At 59.9% G+C, this 22,320-nt stretch carries 25 protein-coding genes and 1 tRNA gene; 20 read left to right on the forward strand and 6 right to left on the reverse strand.

The features are described 5' to 3' along the window. Positions 1 to 190: 190 nt before the first annotated feature. The 6 genes from IRY30_RS01250 (at position 191) to IRY30_RS01275 (ending at position 4,504) form a co-directional block, all read left to right on the forward strand. A complete protein-coding gene (locus IRY30_RS01250) occupies positions 191 to 1,270 on the forward strand; it encodes a hypothetical protein (protein ID WP_194555595.1) in 1,080 nt (359 codons plus the stop codon). Further along, a complete protein-coding gene (locus tag IRY30_RS01255) occupies positions 1,267 to 2,481 on the forward strand; it encodes a TadA family conjugal transfer-associated ATPase (RefSeq protein WP_194555596.1) in 1,215 nt (404 codons plus the stop codon). The genes IRY30_RS01250 and IRY30_RS01255 overlap by 4 nt, the downstream gene beginning before the upstream one ends. Then, the gene (locus IRY30_RS01260; RefSeq protein ID WP_228502475.1) at positions 2,439 to 3,533 is read left to right on the forward strand and encodes a type II secretion system F family protein; all 1,095 of its coding nucleotides are present in this window, start codon (positions 2,439 to 2,441) and stop codon (positions 3,531 to 3,533) included. Before IRY30_RS01255 ends, IRY30_RS01260 begins: the two co-directional genes overlap by 43 nt. Before the next feature lie 90 nt (positions 3,534 to 3,623). Further along, a complete protein-coding gene (locus IRY30_RS01265; protein ID WP_194556500.1) occupies positions 3,624 to 3,845 on the forward strand; it encodes a DUF4244 domain-containing protein in 222 nt (73 codons plus the stop codon). 3 nt (positions 3,846 to 3,848) lie between these two features. Next, positions 3,849 to 4,157 carry a hypothetical protein gene (locus IRY30_RS01270; RefSeq protein WP_194555598.1) on the forward strand — a complete coding sequence of 103 codons (309 nt, stop codon included), beginning with the start codon at positions 3,849 to 3,851 and terminating at the stop codon, positions 4,155 to 4,157. Positions 4,158 to 4,192: 35 nt separating this feature from the next. Next, on the forward strand, positions 4,193 to 4,504 hold the full coding sequence (locus tag IRY30_RS01275; protein WP_194555599.1) for an Rv3654c family TadE-like protein: 312 nt from the start codon (positions 4,193 to 4,195) through the stop codon (positions 4,502 to 4,504). Between the two features lie 47 nt (positions 4,505 to 4,551). Here IRY30_RS01275 and IRY30_RS01280 read toward each other — a convergent pair whose 3' ends face one another. Next, the gene (locus tag IRY30_RS01280; RefSeq protein WP_194555600.1) at positions 4,552 to 5,913 is read right to left on the reverse strand and encodes a lipase family protein; all 1,362 of its coding nucleotides are present in this window, start codon (positions 5,911 to 5,913) and stop codon (positions 4,552 to 4,554) included. Positions 5,914 to 6,011: 98 nt separating this feature from the next. Then, on the reverse strand, positions 6,012 to 8,291 hold the full coding sequence (locus IRY30_RS01285) for a DEAD/DEAH box helicase (RefSeq protein ID WP_228502718.1): 2,280 nt from the start codon (positions 8,289 to 8,291) through the stop codon (positions 6,012 to 6,014). 444 nt (positions 8,292 to 8,735) lie between these two features. Between IRY30_RS01285 and IRY30_RS01290 the strand changes: the two genes are divergently transcribed. Continuing rightward, positions 8,736 to 8,939 carry a cold-shock protein gene (locus tag IRY30_RS01290; RefSeq protein WP_194555602.1) on the forward strand — a complete coding sequence of 68 codons (204 nt, stop codon included), beginning with the start codon at positions 8,736 to 8,738 and terminating at the stop codon, positions 8,937 to 8,939. A gap of 298 nt (positions 8,940 to 9,237) precedes the next feature. Continuing rightward, on the forward strand, positions 9,238 to 12,234 hold the full coding sequence (gene topA / locus IRY30_RS01295) for a type I DNA topoisomerase (protein WP_194555603.1): 2,997 nt from the start codon (positions 9,238 to 9,240) through the stop codon (positions 12,232 to 12,234). Here the strand turns inward: topA and IRY30_RS01300 are convergent. Continuing rightward, positions 12,231 to 13,016, reverse strand: coding sequence for a YoaK family protein (locus IRY30_RS01300; protein ID WP_194555604.1), 786 nt, complete (start codon positions 13,014 to 13,016; stop codon positions 12,231 to 12,233). The genes topA and IRY30_RS01300 overlap by 4 nt on opposite strands. 30 nt (positions 13,017 to 13,046) lie before the next feature. After that, positions 13,047 to 14,579, reverse strand: a complete 1,533-nt coding sequence (locus IRY30_RS01305; RefSeq protein ID WP_194555605.1) for an adenylate/guanylate cyclase domain-containing protein — start codon at positions 14,577 to 14,579, stop codon at positions 13,047 to 13,049. A 51-nt stretch (positions 14,580 to 14,630) separates the two neighbouring features. Here IRY30_RS01305 and IRY30_RS01310 point away from each other — a divergent pair, with 51 nt between their 5' ends. Together IRY30_RS01310 and IRY30_RS01315 are read left to right on the forward strand one after the other, a co-directional pair. Further along, on the forward strand, positions 14,631 to 15,854 hold the full coding sequence (locus tag IRY30_RS01310) for a DNA polymerase III subunit delta' (protein ID WP_309825979.1): 1,224 nt from the start codon (positions 14,631 to 14,633) through the stop codon (positions 15,852 to 15,854). A gap of 279 nt (positions 15,855 to 16,133) precedes the next feature. Continuing rightward, positions 16,134 to 16,206 (forward strand) — tRNA-Thr (locus tag IRY30_RS01315). Positions 16,207 to 16,303: 97 nt separating this feature from the next. Here the strand turns inward: IRY30_RS01315 and IRY30_RS10415 are convergent. After that, positions 16,304 to 17,362 carry a tyrosine-type recombinase/integrase gene (locus IRY30_RS10415; protein ID WP_323741453.1) on the reverse strand — a complete coding sequence of 353 codons (1,059 nt, stop codon included), beginning with the start codon at positions 17,360 to 17,362 and terminating at the stop codon, positions 16,304 to 16,306. Between the two features lie 5 nt (positions 17,363 to 17,367). Continuing rightward, on the reverse strand, positions 17,368 to 17,907 hold the full coding sequence (locus IRY30_RS01325) for a helix-turn-helix domain-containing protein (RefSeq protein ID WP_194555607.1): 540 nt from the start codon (positions 17,905 to 17,907) through the stop codon (positions 17,368 to 17,370). A gap of 126 nt (positions 17,908 to 18,033) precedes the next feature. On the opposite strand from IRY30_RS01325, the gene IRY30_RS01330 reads away from it, so the two are divergent. From IRY30_RS01330 to IRY30_RS01375, 10 genes are all read left to right on the forward strand, one after another. Beyond that, positions 18,034 to 18,255, forward strand: a complete 222-nt coding sequence (locus IRY30_RS01330) for a helix-turn-helix transcriptional regulator (protein WP_228502477.1) — start codon at positions 18,034 to 18,036, stop codon at positions 18,253 to 18,255. Positions 18,256 to 18,338: 83 nt separating this feature from the next. Beyond that, complete coding sequence (locus IRY30_RS01335; protein WP_194555608.1) at positions 18,339 to 18,620, forward strand: hypothetical protein; 282 nt, start codon at positions 18,339 to 18,341, stop codon at positions 18,618 to 18,620. Between the two features lie 79 nt (positions 18,621 to 18,699). Further along, positions 18,700 to 18,843 (forward strand): hypothetical protein, encoded by a 144-nt coding sequence (locus IRY30_RS01340; protein WP_194555609.1) that lies wholly within the window; start codon positions 18,700 to 18,702, stop codon positions 18,841 to 18,843. Further along, complete coding sequence (locus IRY30_RS01345) at positions 18,840 to 19,073, forward strand: hypothetical protein (RefSeq protein WP_194555610.1); 234 nt, start codon at positions 18,840 to 18,842, stop codon at positions 19,071 to 19,073. The genes IRY30_RS01340 and IRY30_RS01345 overlap by 4 nt, the downstream gene beginning before the upstream one ends. Before the next feature lie 43 nt (positions 19,074 to 19,116). Continuing rightward, positions 19,117 to 19,326: a MerR family transcriptional regulator gene (locus IRY30_RS01350; protein WP_194555611.1), complete on the forward strand. Its 210-nt coding sequence runs from the start codon at positions 19,117 to 19,119 to the stop codon at positions 19,324 to 19,326. 38 nt (positions 19,327 to 19,364) lie between these two features. Then, positions 19,365 to 19,883 (forward strand): helix-turn-helix domain-containing protein, encoded by a 519-nt coding sequence (locus IRY30_RS01355; protein WP_194555612.1) that lies wholly within the window; start codon positions 19,365 to 19,367, stop codon positions 19,881 to 19,883. A 198-nt stretch (positions 19,884 to 20,081) separates the two neighbouring features. Further along, a complete protein-coding gene (locus tag IRY30_RS01360) occupies positions 20,082 to 20,288 on the forward strand; it encodes a hypothetical protein (RefSeq protein ID WP_194555613.1) in 207 nt (68 codons plus the stop codon). A gap of 5 nt (positions 20,289 to 20,293) precedes the next feature. Beyond that, positions 20,294 to 20,725 carry a hypothetical protein gene (locus tag IRY30_RS01365; protein ID WP_194555614.1) on the forward strand — a complete coding sequence of 144 codons (432 nt, stop codon included), beginning with the start codon at positions 20,294 to 20,296 and terminating at the stop codon, positions 20,723 to 20,725. A 47-nt stretch (positions 20,726 to 20,772) separates the two neighbouring features. Then, positions 20,773 to 21,483, forward strand: coding sequence for an ASCH domain-containing protein (locus IRY30_RS01370; RefSeq protein WP_194555615.1), 711 nt, complete (start codon positions 20,773 to 20,775; stop codon positions 21,481 to 21,483). Between the two features lie 77 nt (positions 21,484 to 21,560). Next, positions 21,561 to 22,292: a hypothetical protein gene (locus tag IRY30_RS01375; protein WP_194555616.1), complete on the forward strand. Its 732-nt coding sequence runs from the start codon at positions 21,561 to 21,563 to the stop codon at positions 22,290 to 22,292. Positions 22,293 to 22,320 lie beyond the last annotated feature (28 nt).

Here is a 22,320-nt window from a genome sequence, read left to right on the forward strand (position 1 = left end):
CACAAATCTTCTCTTTTTCTCGACGCCAACTTCGCACTTATCCACAGATCCTTCCTGACCTCTACTGGTGCCCATTCAGGTTTGCCAGAGTGAGTGCATGGGTTCAGCGAATGTTGGGTTGTGCGGTTATTGGATTGTGCAAGGGGGATGAGAAGTGAAGGTTCGGAATTCGGAGCCGAGGGTCAGAGATTTGAGTCTGCGACCCATCGCTATCAACGTGGATGAGCCGCAGTGGATGGAGGAAGCCAAACTGGTGGCGGTGGCCACTGGGCGCTCACATGCGCCGGTGGAGGATGATCTCACAGATTTGGTGGATAACCCCAGGTGGGGCAGCAATGGGGTGATCCTGCTGACTGATAAGGCCTTGCCGCACGCGGAATCCATCCCGCGGCTGACAGTGGTGCGGGTGGATGAAATCATGCGGGATTGCCCCAGCGATGCCACCTTGGAATTAGTGGAGCGGGTGGGCAGCCAGGATCCACTGCGCATCGCGGTGGTGGGAGCTCATGGAGGGGCGGGAAGTTCCGTATTCTCAGCCGGCTTGGCCGCTGCTATCGAGAGCATCTTGGAAGAAGACGTGCTGGTGGTGGACAGAGATCCGCATTCCCAAGGCTTGGCCACTGTGCTGGGCGTGGAAAACCAGCCGAGCTGGGTGAGCACGGATCCCAATGCGGAGACGAGCGAAGAGCGATTACTGCAGAACTGCGCGGTGCTGGGCAATGTCAGCGTGTTGAGCCGTACTGCGAGAGCCCGGTTGTATGGCCCATGGGATCCGAACGATGAGCTTTCCATCGCCGGGCTTTCCCGAATGCTCCCGCGCACCCATCTGGTGGTGGATTGCGGGAGGACTCTGCCACATGGCGAGGAATGGGAACAACAGTGGGAGGACTGTGCGCCGGATGCGGTGATCGTGGTGAGTGCGCAAAACGTATCCGGAATTGTGGCAGCAAAGGATGTGCTGGATCTCTGTGCTGATCAGGGCGTTTTTCCTGGGTTGTCTGTAATGAGGAAGCTTCGCGACGGTGGGTGCAGCTACGGAATGGTGTTGGCTTTGCTGGGTCGCGAACCTGATGCGAGCTGGACACATGATCCGAATTTGGTTTACGACCTCGATCGCGGCGCGCTCAACGTAACGTCCTCACCCCTAGCTAAAGCAGCGCGGAAGATCGCCGTGGAGATCATTGCCTGCCGGATGGATGGCGCAGCGCAGCTTGGTGATGCGGCGCAGCTGAATGGGACAGCGCAGTTGAGTGTGCAGGTACGGCGATGAATTCCCGGTTAGCGCAGTGGCGCAGGAAACGATCCTCGGGGGATTCGGTGGGGGAATTGGCGGAAGATTCGCTGGCACTGCACGGAACTGATCCCACCCATCGCGTGCAATGGGAGCTGGCCAAGCGCGGCATCACCGCGCCCAGCATGGACGCGATCGTGGATGTGCTCAGCGAGATGCCCGATTATGACTGCTCCCACATCGTGGAGGCCGCGCGCCGGGTGGAGCACGACTTGTCCGGTTTGGGGCCACTGGCGCAGGCCTTGGCGGATCCCCAGGTGACAGATGTGGTGCTCAATCCCAACGGTGACGTGTGGCGAGATCGAGGTCAAGGCATGGAGCTGCACGCGGATGTGCGGGTCAATCCGCAGGAAATCAGGGATATCGCGGTGAACTTGGCCTCTCGCTGCGGGGTTCGCCTGGATGATGCTTACCCCTTTGCGGATGGTGTCCTCACGGATCTGCCTTGCGGTGTGCAGTGCGATGCGATCCGCGTGCATGCCGTGCTTTCTCCACCTGCCGCCGATGGAGCCAGCATCAGCCTCCGCGTGCTCAAACAGAGCCAGTGGACACTCCATTCCCTCGTGGAGAGCGGGCTCATGTCTGCCGAGGTGGGGGAAATGGTGGAGGAAGCCATTGCGCAGCGGAAGAATTTTCTAGTAAGTGGAGGCACGGGAACTGGCAAGACCACGCTCCTGGCTTGTCTCATCAGCGTGGTGGCCCCTGATCAGCGCATCGTGATGGTGGAAGATACCCCGGAGTTGATGCCCACTCATCGCAATCTGGTCAAGTTGGTCACGCGGAAGGAAAACGCCGACGGGTGCGGTGGGATTGGCATGCAGATGCTGGTCAAGCAGTGTTTGCGAATGCGTCCGGATCGCATCGTGGTGGGAGAAGTGCGAGGGGCGGAGATCGCCGATCTATTGGTGGCCTTCAACACTGGCCATGCGGGGAGTGCCGGGACGATTCACGCGAATAGCGCTCAAGCAGTGCCGGGCAGGCTCCTGGCCTTGGGGGCTATGGCGGGGATTCCTGCGGAGGCGACAATCCGCCAAGTGCTGGATGGGATTGATCTCTTACTGCACCTCGAGCGGAAGAACGGCAAGCGGGAACTCGCGCAGATCGGTTATTTTCATCCGTGTGCCAAGGGGCTTGAAGTGCGGTTTCTATGGGAGCGCGGGCCAGCTCCTGGACGGATGACAGCGGCATGATCACGGTGGCGGTATGGATTGCGGTGACGTTGCTGGTGGGTTTCACGGTGCAGCTCGTGATCCGGAGGATTCTCTCTTCGGAGCAAGACCTGCGCGTGCTGATGCAGAGCAAAGATTTTGCCGATGCCATGTCCAGCGAGGTGATGGCTGGGGCAAGAGAAATCACCGCCGCGAAACACGCCATGCAGACGGTGGAGCACAATACCCTGCGGGAGCAACTTCGCTTTTCGATCGCGCAGGTGGAACTAGGCATCCCCGTTAAGCAAGCCGCGCCACAACATTCGATGATGGCTCGGCTGTTTAACTCCTGGCACTTGGCGCAGCATTATGGGCTCAGTTTCGGGGAGTTGAGTGCCTTCCTCGTGGAGGATTTGGAATCGCGAGTTTCTCATCGAGCAACCGCCCATAGCGCGATGGCCGGAGCTCGATTCACGGCGCTGGTGTTGCTGGTTCTTCCCGCTGGGGCCGTGGCTATTGGGCAGTCCATGGGAATGAATAGTGCGCGCTTTCTCCTCTTTGATCCGTTTGGCTCGGTGCTGTTGTTGATCGGGGTTTTCCTGGCCTGCGCTGGAGTGTGGTGGACGGAATCCTTGTCAGTGACTGCATTGGGAGGAGTGGGCGGCAGGGCCGGTCCGGCGGAAGATCCGCTGGATGTCGCTTGTCTACTCGATGTGTTTGCCGCAGCTCTGAACTCTGGTTTGCCCACGAATCAAGCGTGGGCTGTGGCCAGTAGGGAAGGGTCGCCCGAAACCACGTTGGTGACCGCGTTGCTTGCACTGGGGGCGGGGGAGCGCGCGTGGAAAACCTTGGAAAAACACTCAATGTACGGTCCTGTCGCACGCCAGGCGGCACAACAATCCAGAGCTGGAACAGCGTTATCTCAAGGATCGCTCAAACACGCTCGCAGACTGCGGCGCATTGCCAAGGATCAGGCTGTGGCGAATGCGGAGCGAATTCTGGTGATCATTGCTGCGCCACTGACGTTGTGCTTCCTTCCGGCCTTCATTCTGGTCGGTCTCATTCCGCTGGTCATCGGGCTAGCGGGGATCTAAGAATGTCAGTTTTCCCAACTAGGAGGGGGATTAACCATGTCCACAGAACACCACACCACCACTATCAGTCCGATCAGTCATGCCACGGTGATGATCCACACCTCGCAAAACGCGGTGCAGCGATTTGTGAATCGGATCGTTCACGCACTGCAGGAGCACTACCGCGATGAGCGCGGCATGAGCACCGTGGAGTACGCGCTCGGCACGGTTGCCGCCGCAGCATTCGGTGCGCTGCTCTACACGATCGTCACCTCTGACACCGTGGAACAAGCGCTCACCAGCATCTTCGAGCGTGCTTTGAACGAGCGTTAACTCATGAACACCGTCGAGGGAGCCATGGTGTTCACGTCATTGGCAATCACAGTTGGGCTGCTGGTGGCCGGTTTCAGCACCGTGGCTTCCCGCACGGTGGCTGAATCTTTGGCTAGAGATGCCGCCCGCGTCGAAGCGATGGGAGGTGACGGCCCGGCCTTCGCGCAGGCAAGGCATTCCGGGGCGCAGGTGGATGTGCAACGTACATCGATTGGTGGGCAGGAGGCGGTCATCGTGTCCGTTGAGGTGCCCGCGGCGCTTTTCGACGTCACGGGCCACGCAAGCATTGCCGTTGAACCCACTGATTACTGATCACCGTTCGGAAAGAGAGCGATAAGGAGTAAGAGATGAGCACTGTGCTGGGAGTGTCGTGCATCTTGTCGGTGATCGCGACTGCAGGAATCGTCTTATTAGGTACGGAAGCGCTGCTGACCAAGCAGGAAGTTCAGAATGCAGCGGATCTCGCGGCGCTCTCCGGAGCGCTCGCAGGAGTCAGCGGTAATGGAGAGCCCTGTGCAGTGGCAGAAACCTTCGCCCAGGCCAATGGAGCTGTTGTCTCTAGCTGCGCGAATGACGCGGAGACTCTGATGGTGGTCGTCGAAAAATTTGGGAGGTCAGCCACGGCAACCGCCGGTCCGACCGATGCCGCACCAGGATAGAAAATCGATATCAACCTGGATGCGACAAGAGGTTATGTGACAGGGGGTTAAGCGAACAAGGAGTGCATGAACGGCGTGGAATCTGCGGTCGAAAGCATGACTGTGCCGCTGTGATCAGTGGGGTACCAGTGGACTTCGACGCGGTTGTTGCGGTTATCGCCGACAAACTGGTTGAGCCACATTTCCGAGTTGAGGATCACGCCAATGGGGCTGGGGACGTCGATATCCCGTAAGCCGTGGCCGAGGAAAACTGGACGGTCGTATCCACGGGTTGGGGTTTGCATGTAGTCGCGCAATGCCTGGTCGATGCCGGGAAGGCTGCGCAGAGGTTTCTTGAAGGCGCGCGCCAAGTTCACGCCGTCCATGGCCTCTGCGAGCTGTCCGTAGCAGGACTTTTCGGCAGCGGCGATCATCTGCTTGCCCTCGTCGGTCAACGCGGAATTTATTTCAATATCCGGGCGGGCCTCTCTAAATGCTCCCAGGATGTAGAGGGCGTACACGGTGAGGCCCTCGGGCAGAGGCACGGGAGGGAACGTGGGGCCGCCTGCCAGCACGATTTCTTCAATATAAGCGGGCGCTCCCGTAGCTACGGTGCCGCGGAAATCCAGGCCAGCGGACTGGCTTCTTTGGGTGGCTTGCAGAGCAACATGCAGTGCTGCGCCGCCTCCCTGAGACTGTCCAATCACCGACCATTGCTTGGAGAGCTGAGCGCCCTCCTTCAGGTTCTGTGCAGCAATGACCGAATCGATGACGTTGGCACCCGTGACCTTGCCGTTGAGGTAACTGTGCAGGCCAGGGGAACCCAATCCGACGTAGTCCGAAGCGACGATAGCGTATCCCTGATCCAGCCAATGATTGACGTACTGGGAATCGCGGTCTGATCGGGGATTAATGCTCGGCGCACATTGAGTGCCTAGACCGGTGGTTCCATGTGCCCATGCCAAAACCGGAAATCCGCCCTCCGGAGCGGGCCCTTTGGGCAGGAAAATGGCCGCGGTGGAGGTGGCGGGCTGACCGTGTTGGTTGATTGTCGTATAGGCGAAACGCTGCTGTTGAGCTGCTGAGGTCAGGCCAAGGGAGGGATCCAACGGCACAGTTGAATGCACAGTTCCGGGGGCCAACTGTTCGGGAGTGGGCTCATTGACGACAAGGCCACTATCGATGACCGGGTTGGCATGAGGAGGCAGCGGCTGGGGAGCTTTGCCCAACTGCATGGCTGCGGGTGGAGTGATATCTGCGAGGGAACCGAGTGCTTGCGAAGACTGCGCGGATGCCGCGGGTACGCCACCCACGGTGATGCCGGTGCGGAAGAGCGAAGAAGCGCAGAGTGAGGCAAAGACACTGCGACGGAGTGAGCGACGAGGAGCCGGGGATGGTGAGTGGTTGGCGGTGAGTTCGGATGAGTGCATGGGTGCCTCCATAAAGTTTCCTAGGGGAAAGTTTATGGACTCGGTGCCGAATGCTGTGGGCGAATGGGAATATTCTCTCGATACCCAGTCTTCGATACTCAGTCGTTGCTTGTCGCCCCGGCGGCCTCGGCCAGGGCTCGCAGAATGAGGATCGCACCCGTCTTGAAGAGCGGATCGTTGCCGTTTCCGCACTTTGGCGATTGGATGCAGGAGGGACATCCGGCTTCGCATTCGCATTGCTCCACCGTCTCGGCGGTGGCCTGCATCCAGCGTCCGAACTTATGGAAACCCTGCTCTGCGAAACCCGCGCCACCCGTGTATCCGTCATAGACAAAGACGGTGGGCAGGCCGGTGTCCTGGTGCAGCACCGTGGATACCCCGCCGATATCCCAGCGGTCACACGTCGCAATCAGTGGCAAGAGACCAATGGCCGCGTGTTCAGCCGCATGCAGGGCACCCGGCCAGGTGGGCTCCGGCAATCCCAAATCCAGCAGCACATCCGGCTCCATGGTGTAGGCCACGGCGCGGGTGCGCAGCTGCTCAGGAGGGTAATCCAGCGGTACTGTCTCCAGGATTTCACCGCCGGGAAGCCGCTTCGTATAGGACTCCACGGTGTGGGAAACTTCCACGTCCACATCCGCTAGCCACACCCCGTCCGCCACTTTGTGGGTAGATCGAGTTCGTCTCACGGTGATGTCAGTATCTCGACGCACCCGTGTCGTATACACAGGAGTTTCTGCGTGCACCCATGCCACGGATTCGCTGAGATCCAACTCATCCACAACATACGTTTCGCCTTGGTGAACGTAGACGGCTCCGGTGTGCACGTCGCTGATTGCCCGGGAGGAGTCCACGGTCCCGAGTAGGCGTCCATCGCTCCGGTCCGTGATCGCCACCTGCGCTGCTGCCCCGCCCCGGATACTGACCCGCGCATGAACCTCTGCAGCGATTGTCAGATCCGCAAATATTCCGCGGGGTCGCCGTTTCAGGGCTCCCTGCCGCAGCAGATACTCGGCCACGTGACGTGCGCCCCAGGAGTCCAGGGTGGCGTCGGATAAAGGTTTTTCCGAAGCTGCGCAGACCAGATGATCGGCGAGGATGTAGGGGTTGGCTGGGTCGAACACTGTGTTTTCCACTGGTTGATCCAGCAAAGCTTCGGGGTGACGGATCAGGTAGGTGTCCATAGGATCATCTGCGCCGACCAGCACCACCAGGGCGCCCTGGCCTCGGCGGCCAGCCCGCCCCGCTTGTTGGCGGAAGCTGGCGATGGTACCGGGGAAGCCGCTGACCACCACCGCGTCCAGGCCGCCTACGTCGATGCCCAGTTCCAGGGCGTTGGTGCTGGCCATGCCCAACAATTCGCCTTCGTCGAGCTGTCGTTCCAAAGCGCGGCGATCCTCCGGGGTATAGCCCGCACGATAAGCGGCGATGCGCTGCGCATCCAAAGGTCGGCCCATGGCGCTGAGCTGCTCGGCAGCACCCATCGCCACGGTTTCCGCACCGCGCCGGGATCTGGCGAACGTGAGGGTACGCGCGCCGGTGGAGATGATGCGCCCCATGACTTCCGCGGCTTCCGTGGTGGCCGCGCGGCGAACGGGTGCGCCGTGCTCACCTGTCATGTCGTCCAGAAAACCGGGTTCCCAGAGAGCAATGGTTCGCTGGCCCATGGGGGAGCCATCCTCGGTGACCGCGGCCACCTCGGAACGCCCGGTCAATCTGTGCGCATGGGCAGAGGGATCCACGCTGGTGGCGGAAGCGAGGATCACCACGGGCGGGTTTTCCACCAGGCGGAGGAGTCGGCGGAGCACCAGTGCCACATGCGCGCCGAAGACTCCGCGATATACGTGGCATTCGTCGATAACCACGTATTTCAGGGTGCGCAGCAGACGCGTCCAGGATTTCTGGTTGCCCAAAATCGAGGCATGCAACATATCTGGGTTGGTCACGATGATCCGCGCTTGCTCGCGAATCACGCGCCGGGCTTCGGCGGGGGTATCGCCGTCGTAGGTTGCCACCATGACGTTGTTGAGGGCCGGGGTGCCTGCGCACATCCGTGCCAGTGAAGTGCGCTGGTCTTGAGCCAATGCTTTGGTGGGAGAGAGGTACAGGGCGGTGGAGGTGGTGCTGCCATTAGCCATGTCCGAGAGGATGGGCAGCTGGTATCCCAGACTCTTTCCGGACGCGGTGCCGGTGGAAACGATCACATCCCTTCCCGCGTGGGCATGCTCGGCGGTTTCCACCTGGTGTGACCACAGGGAATCGATGCCTTGACCTGCGAAGAACGCCACCAGATCGGGGTGGATCCACTCGGGCCACGGTGCGCGTTGGGATTGCCGGGGTGGCTCATTGCGCAGGTGGGTGAGTTGGCTTCGGGGCATGGTGGCAGCGAGGTCGGCTACCAACTCCTCGCCGAAACTTGGCCTCGCCGCGGCACCCCCTGAACCAGACAAGCCCTCTGAACCGGCAGCACCCCCTGGATTATCCAAACCCCCAGCGCCGGCCAAACCGCCCACGTCAGCAGCGGGATCATCGGGGTGTTCAGAGGGGTTTTCCATCGCAATTATTGGAGCATACTCGGAGGGCGAAATATTGCCGAGTGCAAAGAAAGTGCAAAAAAATTTGCCACTGGTATCGACTAATGGTGGTCATTCATGGCACAATGGGACTTGGTCGCAATTTCCAACGTGCGTTTCCAGTCGGGCCCACTTGCTTTATTTCGTTTAGCTGGTGGAGGCTTCGCCATTACGGGGACCTCTTTTGAAATACACCAGTAGTGTGGTGAACAAGTCGCTACACGAACCAAGATTTAAGGAAGTAAAGATATGGCACAGGGAACTGTGAAGTGGTTCAACGCTGAAAAGGGCTTTGGTTTCATTGCTCCAGATGATGGATCCAACGATGTTTTCGTTCACTACTCCGAGATCAAGGGCAACGGTTTCCGTTCCCTCGAGGAGAACCAGAAGGTTGAGTTCGAAATCGGCGAGTCCGATAAGGGCTTGCAGGCTCAGAACGTCCACGCTCTGTAAAGAGTCGTTGATGTGAGGGTGGCGGTTTAACCGCTACCCACCACGTTTCATTAATCGCCGTGAACGGCGCCTGATTTGGCGCTATTCATGGCGATTTTTGCATGCGTGCAGGCAACCCCATCTGTGCACGGGGGCACCGGAGAAGCCAGTACGAGAGTGCGGATTACATGGATTTATGTAGAGTCTGCACAAACTGGTGATATAAACCAGATTGTCGAATGTTGCTCGCAAGACTTCCCCAAGGTGGAAGGCGCGAGCAAGTATGGAAGACACGAAGAAGAAAGAGTGATCTGCTCAAATGGCAAAAAGTGGCGTCAAGCGTTTAGTGATCGTAGAGTCTGCGACAAAAGCGCGAAAGATCGCTCCTTATTTGGGTTCTGATTACATCGTTGAAGCTTCTGTGGGCCATATTCGGGACCTGCCGCGGGGGGCTGCGGACGTGCCGGCCAAGTACAAGAAGGAGCCATGGGCTCGTCTTGGCGTGAACGTGGATGAAAGTTTCGCACCGCTGTACGTGGTCAGCCCGGACAAGAAGAAGAAGGTCGCGGATCTCAAGGCCAAGCTCAAAGAAGTAGATGAGCTCTACCTCGCAACAGACCCCGACCGCGAGGGTGAGGCCATCGCCTGGCACTTGCTGGAAGTGCTCAAGCCCAAGGTGCCGGTGCGCCGCATGGTGTTCCACGAGATCACCAAGCCCGCCATCCTGGCTGCTGCGGAAGATACCCGCGAGCTGGACTATGACCTCGTGGATGCTCAGGAAGCCCGCCGCGTGCTGGATCGTCTCTATGGCTATGAGGTTTCTCCCGTGCTGTGGAAGAAGGTCATGCCGCGCCTGTCCGCTGGACGCGTGCAGTCTGTGGCCACCCGCGTGATTGTGGAGCGCGAGCGCGAGCGCATGGCGTTCGTCTCCGCCGAGTACTGGGATCTGGCAGCGGAAATGTACGCGCCGGATGGCCAGCCGGATCGTTTCGGCACCAAGCTCTCCGCCATCGATGGGAAAAAGGTGGCCCAGGGCCGCGATTTCGATGATGCGGGCCAGCTCAAGGGCAGCGCGATCGTGTTGGACAAAGCCCGGGCAGAACACTTGGCAGATGGCCTGGTGGGAACCTCAATGCGGGTTACTGGCGTCGAAGAAAAGCCTTACACCCGCCGCCCGTACCCACCGTTTATGACGTCCACCCTGCAGCAGGAGGCCGGCCGCAAGCTGCGCTTCACCTCTGAGCGCACCATGCGCATCGCACAGCGTCTGTATGAAAACGGACACATTACTTATATGCGTACGGATTCCACCACGTTGTCGGATTCCGGCATCAAGGCGGCTCGTGCCCAGGCAAAGGAGCTTTACGGCGCACAGTTCGTGGCTGATGGCCCGCGACAGTACACCCGCAAGGTGAAGAACTCGCAGGAGGCTCACGAGGCCATCCGTCCCGCGGGTGAGGAATTCTCCACCCCGGGCCAGCTGTCCAACCAGCTGGATGCCGAGGAGTTCAAGCTCTACGAACTGATCTGGCAGCGCACCGTGGCCTCCCAGATGGCGGATGCGCGCGGAACATCCATGAAGCTCACGGTCACCGGAAAGGCCTCCTCCGGGGAGTCCTGTGATTTCACGGCTACCGGTCGCACGGTCACGTTCCAGGGCTTCCTCAAGGCTTATGTGGAGGTGTCCAACAACGCTGAGGGCAAGTCCGAGGCAGACAATAAGGAAACCCGCCTGCCCGTCCTCACCGAGGGCGATGAACTTTCCGCCATCAGCGTGGATGCCGATGGCCACTCCACCAACCCTCCTGCCCGCTACAACGAGGCCAGCCTGGTCAAGCGCATGGAAGAGTTGGGCATCGGTCGCCCGTCCACTTATGCCGCGATTATCCGCACCATTCAGGACCGCGGTTATGTCTACGCCCGCGGCAATGCGCTGGTGCCTTCCTGGGTCGCGTTCGCCGTGGTTGGCCTGCTGGAGAGCAACTTCGGTTCGCTGGTGGATTATGACTTCACCTCCGCCATGGAAGACGAACTGGATGCCATCGCCGCAGGTCGCGAAAGCCGCATCGATTGGTTGAAGGGCTTCTACTTCGGTGATGCGGAAGCCGGTTCTGCCGAAGGTGCCGGCAAGGCGCTGCACCGTCTCGGCGGTTTGAAGAACCTGGTGGGACAGAACCTGGAGCAGATCGACGCCCGCCGCGTGAACTCCCTCCACCTCTTCGACGATGAAAACGGCGTGCCCATCGTGGTCCGCGTGGGTCGTTATGGTCCTTATTTGGAGCGCATCCTTCCCCTTCCTTCCGACGCCAAGCCAGACGCCGAACCAGAGATCCAGCGGGCAAACCTGCCGGAATCCCTCACGCCGGATGAGCTGACCCTCGAGGCAGCGGAGAAGCTCTTCGCCACCCCTCAATCTGGCCGTGAGCTGGGAGTGAACCCGGAGACCGGGCGCAAGATTGTGGCCCGTGAAGGCCGCTTCGGCCCGTATGTCACCGAGCGCTTGGGTGAGGACGAAGAAGCCACCGTGGCCACCAAGGCCGAGGCCATGTGGGAATCCGAGCGCGATGCGGAGGATGCTGAGCGCGCCAAGGAAGGCAAGAAGCCGCTGTCCCGCGAGACCAAGACCGCGCAGAGCCAGAAGGCAAAGCGCGTCAAGGAGATCGTGGAGGAAACGCTCAAGCCAAACACCGCCAGCCTGTTCTCCACCATGGAGCCCGCCAGCGTGACCCTCGAGGAAGCGCTGAAGCTCATGAGCCTGCCTCGTGAGGTGGGCACCGATCCCGCTGATGGTGAGTTGATCACCGCACAAAACGGCCGTTATGGTCCGTACCTGAAGAAGGGCAATGATTCCCGCTCGCTGAACAGCGAGGATCAGATCTTCGATATCACTTTGGATGAAGCCCGACGCATCTACGCGGAGCCAAAGCGCCGTGGCCGGGCTGCTGCCAAGCCACCGTTGAAGCAGCTGGGCGATAATGACGTTTCCGGCAAGCCCATGAGCGTGAAGGATGGTCGCTTCGGCGCGTACGTCACCGATGGCACCACCAATGCTTCTCTGCGCAAGGGTGATACTCCGGAGACGCTGACTGATTCCCGTGCCAACGAGCTGCTCTCTGAGCGCCGGGCGAAGGAAGCTGCAGATGGGGATGCGCCGGCGAAGTCGAACCGGAAGGCCACCAAGGCACCGGCAAAGAAGGCAACTGCCAAGAAGACGACTGCGAAGAAGGCCACCAAGAAGGCTACGAAGAAAGCCTCAAAGAAGGCCAGCAGCCGCAACCTCACCAAGCGCACGGTGAAGGCAACCAAGCGCTCCTAACGTTTGCGGTGCAGGTGCTCGCGAACGTCCTCGATGATGGGGAAGGACGCGAGCACCAGCAGGATGGCCGCAGCGGGGATCACGGTGTAGTAACCGATCACCAAAGCTGTGGCCATTCCGCAGACTCCGCCGAGGAAAAAGCCCAGCACGATCACACTGTGTAGTCGCATCTGGGGTTTATCGGGGAGCACCGGATCCGCGTCGCCGGGTTTGTTGCGGTAGAGCCATTTGCCCATCTCAATGCCCAGGTCAGTGACCATTCCGGTGACGTGCGTGGTGCGGATCTGCGATCCGGTGATCTTGGTGATCACGGCATTCTGCAAGCCCATGGTCCAGCAGAGCACCGCCAGCACGGACCATCCCAGGCCCCAATCGGTTATCTTCTGCGCCATCAATCCCACCAGCAGTATGGCCAGCGCCTCGATCACCAGGATGATGGCGAAGCGGCTGGGCAGATCGCGGCGGCGCCCCCAGTTGAAGATGATCGCGCACATCGCGGCACCGATCATGAAGGAGGCAATGCCCATCGCGGCCAGCAGGGCGATGCGGAAATTCCCCAGCACCAGCTGATCCGCGAGGGTGGCGGTCAGGCCGGTCATGTGCGAGGAATACATGGCCACCGCGAGGAAACCCACCGAGTTGAGGATGCCCGCGGTGAAGGCCAGCCCGACTGCGAGATCACGGTTGTTTTCTGGCGTGCGCTCCGGGCCGGCGATATTGCGTAGGTGATCCCAGGCTTCGGTCCGCGTGCGGGACCAGGATCGGCGGCGGGATGGGGGCATGGGCATTAATCTAGCAACACGTAAAAGGGCTTAGGAGCCCTCTGCCTCGGCCAGGGTCTTGCGGACGGGGCGGGCAATCTGCGTCATCTGGCGGCGACCGCGCAGCTCCACGGACTTCAGCAGAGCCCATCGAGCCTGCTCAGCTTCGTTGGCTTCCTTGACGGTCGCAGCACTGGTCAACACGCGGCCCGGGGTGTTCTTCGCCAGGTCCGTGAGACGAGCGGCTTGGTTCACGGCGTCGCCAATCACGGTGTACTCAAAACGATCCTTGGCGCCGATGTGACCGGCGACCACGGAGCCAGCGGCCACGCCAATGCCCGCCTCGAACTCCAGATCAGAAAGCTCTTCGCGCAGCTCGCGGGCAGCGGCAAGCGCGTGCCCGGCCACGTCCTCCAGGGGCAGGGGCGCGCCGAATACGGCCAGGGCGGCATCGCCTTCGAACTTGTTGATGATGCCCTTGTTGCGGTGTACGCCCTCCACCACGCGGTTGAAGAATTCGTTCAAGGCCTTGACCACGTATTCCGGATCGCGCTCGGTGGCAAACCCGGTGGAGCCGATCACGTCCACGAACAACACCGCCACGTAGCGGGATTCCCCGCCCAGCTCGGGCTTTTCCTCCAGCGCTCGTCGGGCCACATCCGCGCCCACGAAACGCCCGAACAGTTCCGAAACCCGCTGGCGTTCCCGCAGGCCACGCATCATTTCGTTGAATCCAGCCTGCAGCACACCGATCTCGGAGGAATCGTAGATGCGCACCGTGGTGTCTGTTTCCCCGCGCCGCACCCGGTTGATGGCATATTGCAGCTCCCGGATGGGATCCACCACTGCCATCGAGAACAGGCGCGTTCCTGCATACCCGGTCAGCAACATCGTGACGGCTAGGGCGGCTAGCGCTGGGGTGAGAGAGTTGGCGTCGCCAGGAAAAAGGTCGGCCGATTCCGCAAGCAGCAACAACAGGATGCCCACCACGGGAACGGCAGAGGTCAGGCCCCACGTGACCATCAAGCGGCGGGACATGGGGGTGAGGTGCGAGTGCTCGGGCGCGCCACGGTGCAGCGCGCGGGCGGCCACGGGGCGGACCAGCCGCTCGGCCTCCATGTACGTCATCAGGCACACCATCAGGCCACCCAGCAGGGCAGTCACTCCCACCGTGACTCCCCAACGGGTGGAATATTGCAGCGCCACCAGCGTAAACACCAGCACGCCGATGATCCACAGCACGGCACCCGTCACCGTCTGCAGGGTGGGAATGCGCATCACCAGATCGCGCACCATGTTCGGGTCATAGGCATCCGGCGAGCGCTGCCAGCGCAGTACCGGCGCGAAAAAAATCAGGGTCATGGTGACACCCGCGATGATCGCGAACAAGAAATAACCCAGGTACAGCGCCGCGGTGGTGGTGTTGGGATTGGTGAGAGCCTGGGCTTCATCGAGTGGGATGAGGAACCTCAGGAACGTGGCCACGCCCAAGGCGCCCACCACGTTGGTCACCAGAACCGACGCCGCATACAAAGGCCAAGCTGTCTTGCTGGCCCAGGCAATATAGCGAAGGAACTGTGTCATGAAGAACAGCCTAACTGAGGGCTGCGCGGCAGGTATATAGACTAGAGCGTTGTGAGCGAACCTGTGAGTGAACAAGCGCCTGCTGCCCCGCCGATTTTCGCCGAGATCACCGCGGAATCCGTGCGGGCGGCGCTGCTGGCTGCCGTACAAGATCCCACGGCGATGACTCACTCGTGGCTGTTCACCGGCCCTCCCGGGTCCGGGCGTTCGGTGGCCGCAAAGATTTTTGCCACAGCTCTGGTGTGCCCGAATGGTGGTTGTGGCGCGTGCGATAGCTGTAGGAGTGCAGCGGCCGGATCCCACCCGGATATTTTGTGGGTCTCCACCACGGGTTCTGTGATTCCCGTGCAGGAAGTGCGCGAGGTGGTCCTGGAGGCCGCCAAGTTGCCAGGAGTGTCCGATTGGCGTGTGGTGGTCGTGGAGGACGCGGACCGGCTCAACGAATCCGGCGCAAACGCCCTGCTCAAGTCCGTTGAGGAGCCGCCCAGCCACACCGTTTTCCTCCTGTGTACCCCATCCACGGACCCCACGGATATCGCCATCACCCTGCGCTCCCGTTGCCGCCACATTTACGTCCCCACGCCCTCCCGGCAGGAGGTTGAACAGGTTCTTCTTTCCGACGCCAGCCTCAACCTTTCCGCCGAACAAGCCTCCTGGGCTGCTGGCGTTTCCGGTGGGCATATTGGGCGCGCGCGCAGGTTAGCCCAGGATGAGACCTCCCGGAAGAAGCGCGCCACCGCCCTGAAGCTGCCGCAGCTGGTCTATGAACCGGGCGCGGTCTACCGGTTCACCGCTGAGCTGGTGACACAGGCCACGGCTGAAGCGGCCTCCTCATTGGAGGCCCGTGACGAGCGCGAGATGGCAGAGCTGGAGGCTTCCCTGGGCATGGGCTCGAAGGGCAAAGGCGTGGCCAAGGCGCAGCGCGGCTCGGCAGGTCAGATCAATGCTTTGGAGAAAGAGCAGGGTGCGCGGCGCAAGCGCATGATGCGGGACAGCCTGGATCTGGCGCTGATCGACGTGGCTGGGTTGTACCGCGACGCGATGATGCTGGCTGCTGGTGCGGTTGATGAGGAAGGTGCGCCGGTGGGAGGTTTCCAGCACCCGGACATGGCTGCGACATCGAAAGAGCTGGCCCGGCGAAATTCCCCCGAGGCGATGGTGCGCTGCATCGATGCGGTGGCGGAATGCAGGGAGACTCTGAAGCTGAACGTGCGCCCGGAGGTGGCGCTCGATGCCATGGCCGGGCGGCTGCGGGAATGCTGCGCCGTGGTGTGAGCCGGCGGGGTTTCCGGGTTAGTGGATCGCGAATGGTTGCGAGTCCTGGACCTGCGTTTGTGTGCGGATTGTCGCATTCACGCCACTTTTTGCATTCCGGGATATCCTGACCTGCGGAAACGCAGGCGACCATGACAAAAAATGGCGTGAGTGCGACAGCCGGTCAGTAGACCGGCCCGGACCATGCGGAGAAGACCGCAGAATGGGGTAGGGATCTGTTTTGTGAGTGGGCGGGCAGGTCGAGTAATGTATCGGCTTGTGCCTCAGGCTGAGGTGCGCGCCGCTTTAGCTCAGTCGGTAGAGCGTTTCACTCGTAATGAAAAGGTCAGGGGTTCGATTCCCCTAAGCGGCTCAAACAGAGAATAGGTCACCACCTGCGCGAAACGGATGGTGACCTATTTTTCATTGTGTGCCCAAAATGGCGCAAGGGCACAGAAAGTACACACTCATCACGAACCGTCTTTCTGAACCAGCGCATCGAAAGCATCCGCCACCGCGTGCACATCCTTATCGAACAAAGCTGCGTAAACATCCAAGGTCATTGAAGCGCTTTCATGCCCCAGCATCCGTTGAACGGCTAGAACGTTAGCGCCCGTGCTGATAGCCAGCGACGCCGCAGTGTGCCGTAGGTCATGGAGCGTAAGCCCGCTAGGGAAAGACGGATCACACGCTGCCAGCCGGCGCACAGCGGGGGAGAACACACGCTTGCGATAGTTATCGTTGTCCACCGCCCCGCCTGCAGCGTTCGTGAACACAAGATCCTCGTGAGACTTCCCGATCATCAACACTGACAGATCTTCAACCAAGAACCGGGGGATAGGAACATCCCGCGTTGTCCGAGTCTTCGACTTCGTAACATGCACCTCCCGCCTAAACAGGTCAACATCACAAAGCCGCAGCGCGGCCATTTCCCCGAACCTAAGGCCAGTGAACGCTAGGAATCTCACCATCGTGCTCCCTGTCTCCACCTCGGAAACAAGTGCGGCCACCTGTTGAGCAGTGAGATACTTGTGCCTGTTTGCTTGCGGCTTACGCAGCTTCAACTTGTGAACCGGGTTGCTCGCGATACGCCGGCTGTCTAGGGCGTATTCACAGATCATGCGCAGAATTGTGGTTGCTTGGTGGATCGTTGCGGAACCCACGCCAGCGGATTCCATCTGGCTCGGCCATGCCCGCACAGCGTCTCTTCGTATATCCCCGATGTGGTGGCTACCCCAGCGCGGTTCTACGTGGTTCTTCCAGATGCTTTTACGTGTCTTCAAAGTGTTAGGGGCAATGGTGAGTGTGGTTAGCCATTCTTCGTACACCTCTGTAACTGTGATTCGCCCACGAGACGGAGCAACGAAGTTGTTGGTGAGCTTGTCATGCTCGACACCAACTAGCCACTGCTCTGCTCGCTTCTTCGTAGGGAACCCAGACTTCTTATGTTGCCGTCTGTCTAGGCCGCGAAACCGCACTGCGTAACGTATCTGTCCTTTAGTTGTCCTGTACTTCTCGATAGAAGCCATTGTCGCTATTCGTGTGGGGTCTCAATGGAGTAAAGATCCTTTAGTTCGATCTGTCCGCTATTCACCTCTGGCAACCTATCCATGTCGTGGTGTGCAGGGGGAATCGAATCTAGAAAGAACTGCCTAGCCTTTTTCACGTCGTCTGGGGGGTAAGAAACTTCCATCTTGGAGAGGGGAGTTAGAGGACGACGGTTGGTGAGCCAGCTCCAAAAGTAGAGGTTCATTACCTTTCCAATCGGTGATGGAACCTTGGCTACTTTCGCTACATAGGGCTGTAAGAGCGTGGCAGGTGTGACACCCAAGGCAACGGCAAATAGGACTAGATCATCCGCATCCACGCGCCGGCTACCGTCTTCGATCCGGGTAATAGCCAGTGCGTTGATCTTCGACGGGGATAGTTCCCATTCGCCGACTTCTTTCACCTGTTCAAGCCCGGCTACAAGCCGCGCTAGGTCAGGTTTGGTCAGGTTCTTTTCTTCTCGCAGACGTTTGATGTTCGTGGCCACCACCTGGCCGTAGAAACCCACACGCTTCCTTTCGCTCATGTTTAACGATGTTAGACGCGATTGATGGTGGTTAAGTAACCGCAGAATCAGAATACATCATTTTGATCTTGCTTTCATCATTATGATGAGTTATATTCAATTTGGAACTACGAGAGGAGTCCAACGATGGCGACCGCCACACACAAGCCCGACACATTCCCAGAACTGCTGACCCCCGAGATGGTCTGCGAGATTGCGCCCGGATTCACCCCAGCTTCGTTAGCTCAACTCCGTTACAGCGGAAAAGGGGCGAAGTTCGTGAAGTTGGGTAAGCGCGTCTTTTATCGCCGCGAAGACATTGAAGAGTGGATCAACTCGAATATTCAGACCATGACCGGCGCCGCCTAAGTCTCACCCCGCGACCGAGCAACCTTTTACGCGGATTCCCGTAAAACTCCGAATGACCCCACCCTGCACCTAGGAGCACCACAATGAGCACCATCGCACTCGACCGCAACCCCGCACCCCTCGACCTACGGATCTTCCGCCACGAAGCCCACGCACAGCTACAGCGCGCACGCCGTGGCCTAAGCGACGCCATCAAAGCCCAGGACAACGATGTGGCCATCGCCACCCGCGCCGGTGCCGTCTGCGCCCTGGAAACGCTGCTGGATACCTACGACGAAGCCATCGGTGAACAGCCGCAGTCGACGCTCACCAGCGACCCCGCAGCCACGCTCAACCACTTCGAGCGTATGGCTGACCACAGCTAAAAAAGCGCCCTCACTGCGAGCAACAGTGAGAGCGCCTAACCATCCAATTCCCAATTCACAAAAGGAAGAAGCACCACCCATGATAGCACACACGTTCGACAAACTCGCGCCGGTTATCGACCTCGCGGAATACCGCGCACACCGCACAAACCCGCAGGACAACCCCACCCCACCAGCACCCGCAATGGTGCTCACCCTCCCAGTCATGGAGGTAGCAGCATGAGCCAGACACCAGACTTCCACGTCCACCTTCAAGACCAGTGTGATGCCTACTTCCTCGTTAACGACTTCCTATGGATCGTCCAGCCGTGGCTCACCGCAGACCAGGCCGCTGACTTGTGGGACAGGTGGGCAAACCTCGTCCCCATATCCGAGCGGAAACCGCAGTTCACCATAGGTTTCTACCACCGCAAGAATGGCCGGTATCAACTCACCTCAACACGAGGCGTGTAGTAACCCCACCTGAACAACTACCGCCTGCCCTCACGATAGGGGCATGACTTACAACAGCGGTTCAGCCGCAGATAAACCCCGGTATCTCTACCGGCACGAAGCAATGGAATACCTCGGAATCAGCGACGTGGTGTTCTCCAAGCTCATCCGGCGCGGAATCCTCCAAGGACATCGCAGCGCCCACGACCACCGGCGCATGTTGTACCGCACCGATGAACTCGACGCGGTCAACGAACCACAACCAGCCCGCTAACCATCCCCGACCCCCCACAACAGCAGGAGAAGCACTGAATGAGCATTGAAGCCCGCGAATGGGTTGAGTGCATTGCGCCCAGCCCGGACGGAACGACCGAGTTCGCCGTGCTCTCAATCCTCGCGGGGTTCGCGGACAAGTTCGGGGACAGGGCGTATCCGTCCGCTCAAACCATTGCAGAACGATTGCGTGGTGATGAGCGGGTTACTTTCGACAGCGGAGACAAAGCACAGGAAAGAAAATATCGTGCAGCTCTCCGACTGGTTCAGCGAGCATTGGACTATCTCGAAGATGGCGGCTGGATCCATCGTTCCGGCTGGAAAAAGGGACGGCAAGGCTCAACGGTGATCTGGCACCTGAACTATCAGATGTGCCGTAAGCGCCCGCTCTTGCCCACGGTGGACATCCCATTCATCTTTACGACGTCCAAAGGTATCGATTGGAACTTCGCCCAGGTGCCTGGCTTCAAACAAGGCGAATACCGCCCGGAGCCAGTCCAAGTAGTGGACAAACCACCCGACTGTGACACAGGTGTCACACCTATCAAAGCGGCATGACCACTGTGACACAGGTGTCCAGCACTGTGACATGGGTGTCGCACCACTGTGACACAGGTGTCCAGCACTGTGACACAGGTGTGGAACAAACCGTAAGGAACCTCCATTACCCGTCTTGAACCTCCACCGCCCTCCACACTCGCACACATCGACACCGCAACCAGCTCCCTAAGAATTCAACGGAAAAGAGCAATCAGTATGACCCAGCAGCACCTCACCTACGACGACTACGAACAAGCCCGCACCCAACTCATCGGACTACACCACACCAACCCCGAGCACTACCTCCACGCCATCCTCAACACCACCACACCCCAAGCACACGCCATGCTCTGGTATCTCATCCAAGACTTCGACCACCTCGCCACTTTCGTCCGTGACGAATTCAACCCCACGGAGGACTAGCAGCTATGCCAACAGACCCACAAAAACCAGTGGCACCCGAAGTGGTGGCAGACCTCCACGCCCAAGGCAAAGGCCGCAACGAAATCGCCCGCGCCCTGCACACCACCACCTACCGCGTCGACAAAGCCGCACGGGAAGCCGGGGTGATCTTCGACGGCACCATGACCGAAGCGGCCATCAAAGCCCGGCGGGAACAAGCCAACACCGAACGAGCAGCGCTCACAGCCCGCCTAAGGGACGTAGCCCACGCCGGGCTACACATAGCGCTGAATGACCACTTCCCCCCGTCAGAACGCAAGCAGGGCGTGATTATGGCCGCCATAGCCATCGACAAGGAAGCCTCCCTGTCCGAACGAGTCGATTTCACCGAAGCCCTAGAACAAGCCGACCTGTTCACCCACCCACCACCAACCACCCTTTTCCCCAAACAGGCCTAACCAACTTGCACGACAACCTAACCAACAGTCCCGAAAGGACACCCGGCATGAACAAGCCCGCAAACACCACCAAGACCACAGCATGGAATATGCCCTTGCTCGCAGACCAAGCACAGAAACTCCGCACGGACATCACCCATCACAACAACCGCCTCAACGAAACCAAGGGTGACTACACCCCAGCCGGGCTAGAAAAGCTCCGCGAACAGCGCACCGCCCCACTCCGTGAACGCATCCAGGAACTCTCCACCACCGCCACCCAGTGGAAGGACGCCGCCACCCAAAAGACCCGCACCATCCGCGGTAACCAATTTCCCACTGCAGAACCCGGCACCACCGCCGCACTCCACGCAGAAATGCAGATGGCACGCATCCTCGGACGCGGAAAGATCAGCAGCGAACACGCACAACAGTTCTTCGACATGGAGCCATCACCAACTCGCACGCTACTCATCGAAGAACTCCAAGCCCGTGGTGTGATTTCCGCAGACACCATAGAAGCCAACCTCCTCAATACCTGCGAGGAATACCGCGAAGCCAAGAGCACGGCGGAAACGTCACAGACAGCGCACGCCACATTCACCAACCAGCTCAACGCCCTTAACTCGGCTATCGCCAACGGACACGAAGAACCAGGCAGCACAGTCTGGCATGACATCGACATGAACAAGATCCCCGGTGCCAGCACCGCCTACGACGTGGAGACCCCCACCACCTATTGGGACATGCCCACCAGCCAGTTCGGCATCCGCAACTAGACTCGCCACCACCAGCAACACCAACCCCCGGCATCGCCACACGCTGGGGGTTTTCCTCGTGACAGGACACCCCAACCATGCCCCGCGTAACCATCGACTACTTCGACACCATCGCCAAACTCGAAGCACTCCCCACCCCACACCGCGCCAACATCGCCAAGGCCGCGATACCCAACTTCGAACGCGCTGCATCCCACGCCCACGCTAAGGCCATCAAAGCCCGCAACGCCCTATTCAGCCCCACCGTCCTATCCGAGACCACAGAACGCCGCGAGGAACGCCTAGCAACACAGCTGCAGAAGATCCATCAGCACCCACAGTGGGTACAGGACGAAGTGATCCGCCGCATCACCCGCCCCTACACACTCATGTCACCAGCGTGGCAACGGCTCACGTTGTGGGCTGAAACCAACGGCCACACCGACCCGCTGCAATTCGCCCACCTCATCACCCTGTGGTCAGAAAACCTCGACAAGGGTTATCCCCACCATGCAACCACTGCGAAGTCCACACGGGCGCGTAAGGGCGCGTTAGGGCAAGCGCTAAAGCGAGAGGGCATCAACTACGCAATGGCAGTAAGCCAGCTCGACCAGGCACGGCGGATAGCCCGTGGGATGAGCAGCGAACAGTGGAGCAAAGCCCATGAAGCGGATCGCCGTAGGCAAGCGCGTGCAGCGCACAGCGATATTGACGAGGATCAAGCCGTCGCAGTACTCGTCGCAGCCAGGGCGATCCCCACCAAGTTCATGGAGCTGACACCGGAAATGATGGACAGGCTACACAGCGATAGAGCCATTACGGCGGACTAGGACACCACACGGGCACGCCCAACGCCTT

It is taken from the genome of Corynebacterium suicordis DSM 45110, from assembly GCF_015351405.1.
GTDB lineage: Bacteria > Actinomycetota > Actinomycetes > Mycobacteriales > Mycobacteriaceae > Corynebacterium > Corynebacterium suicordis.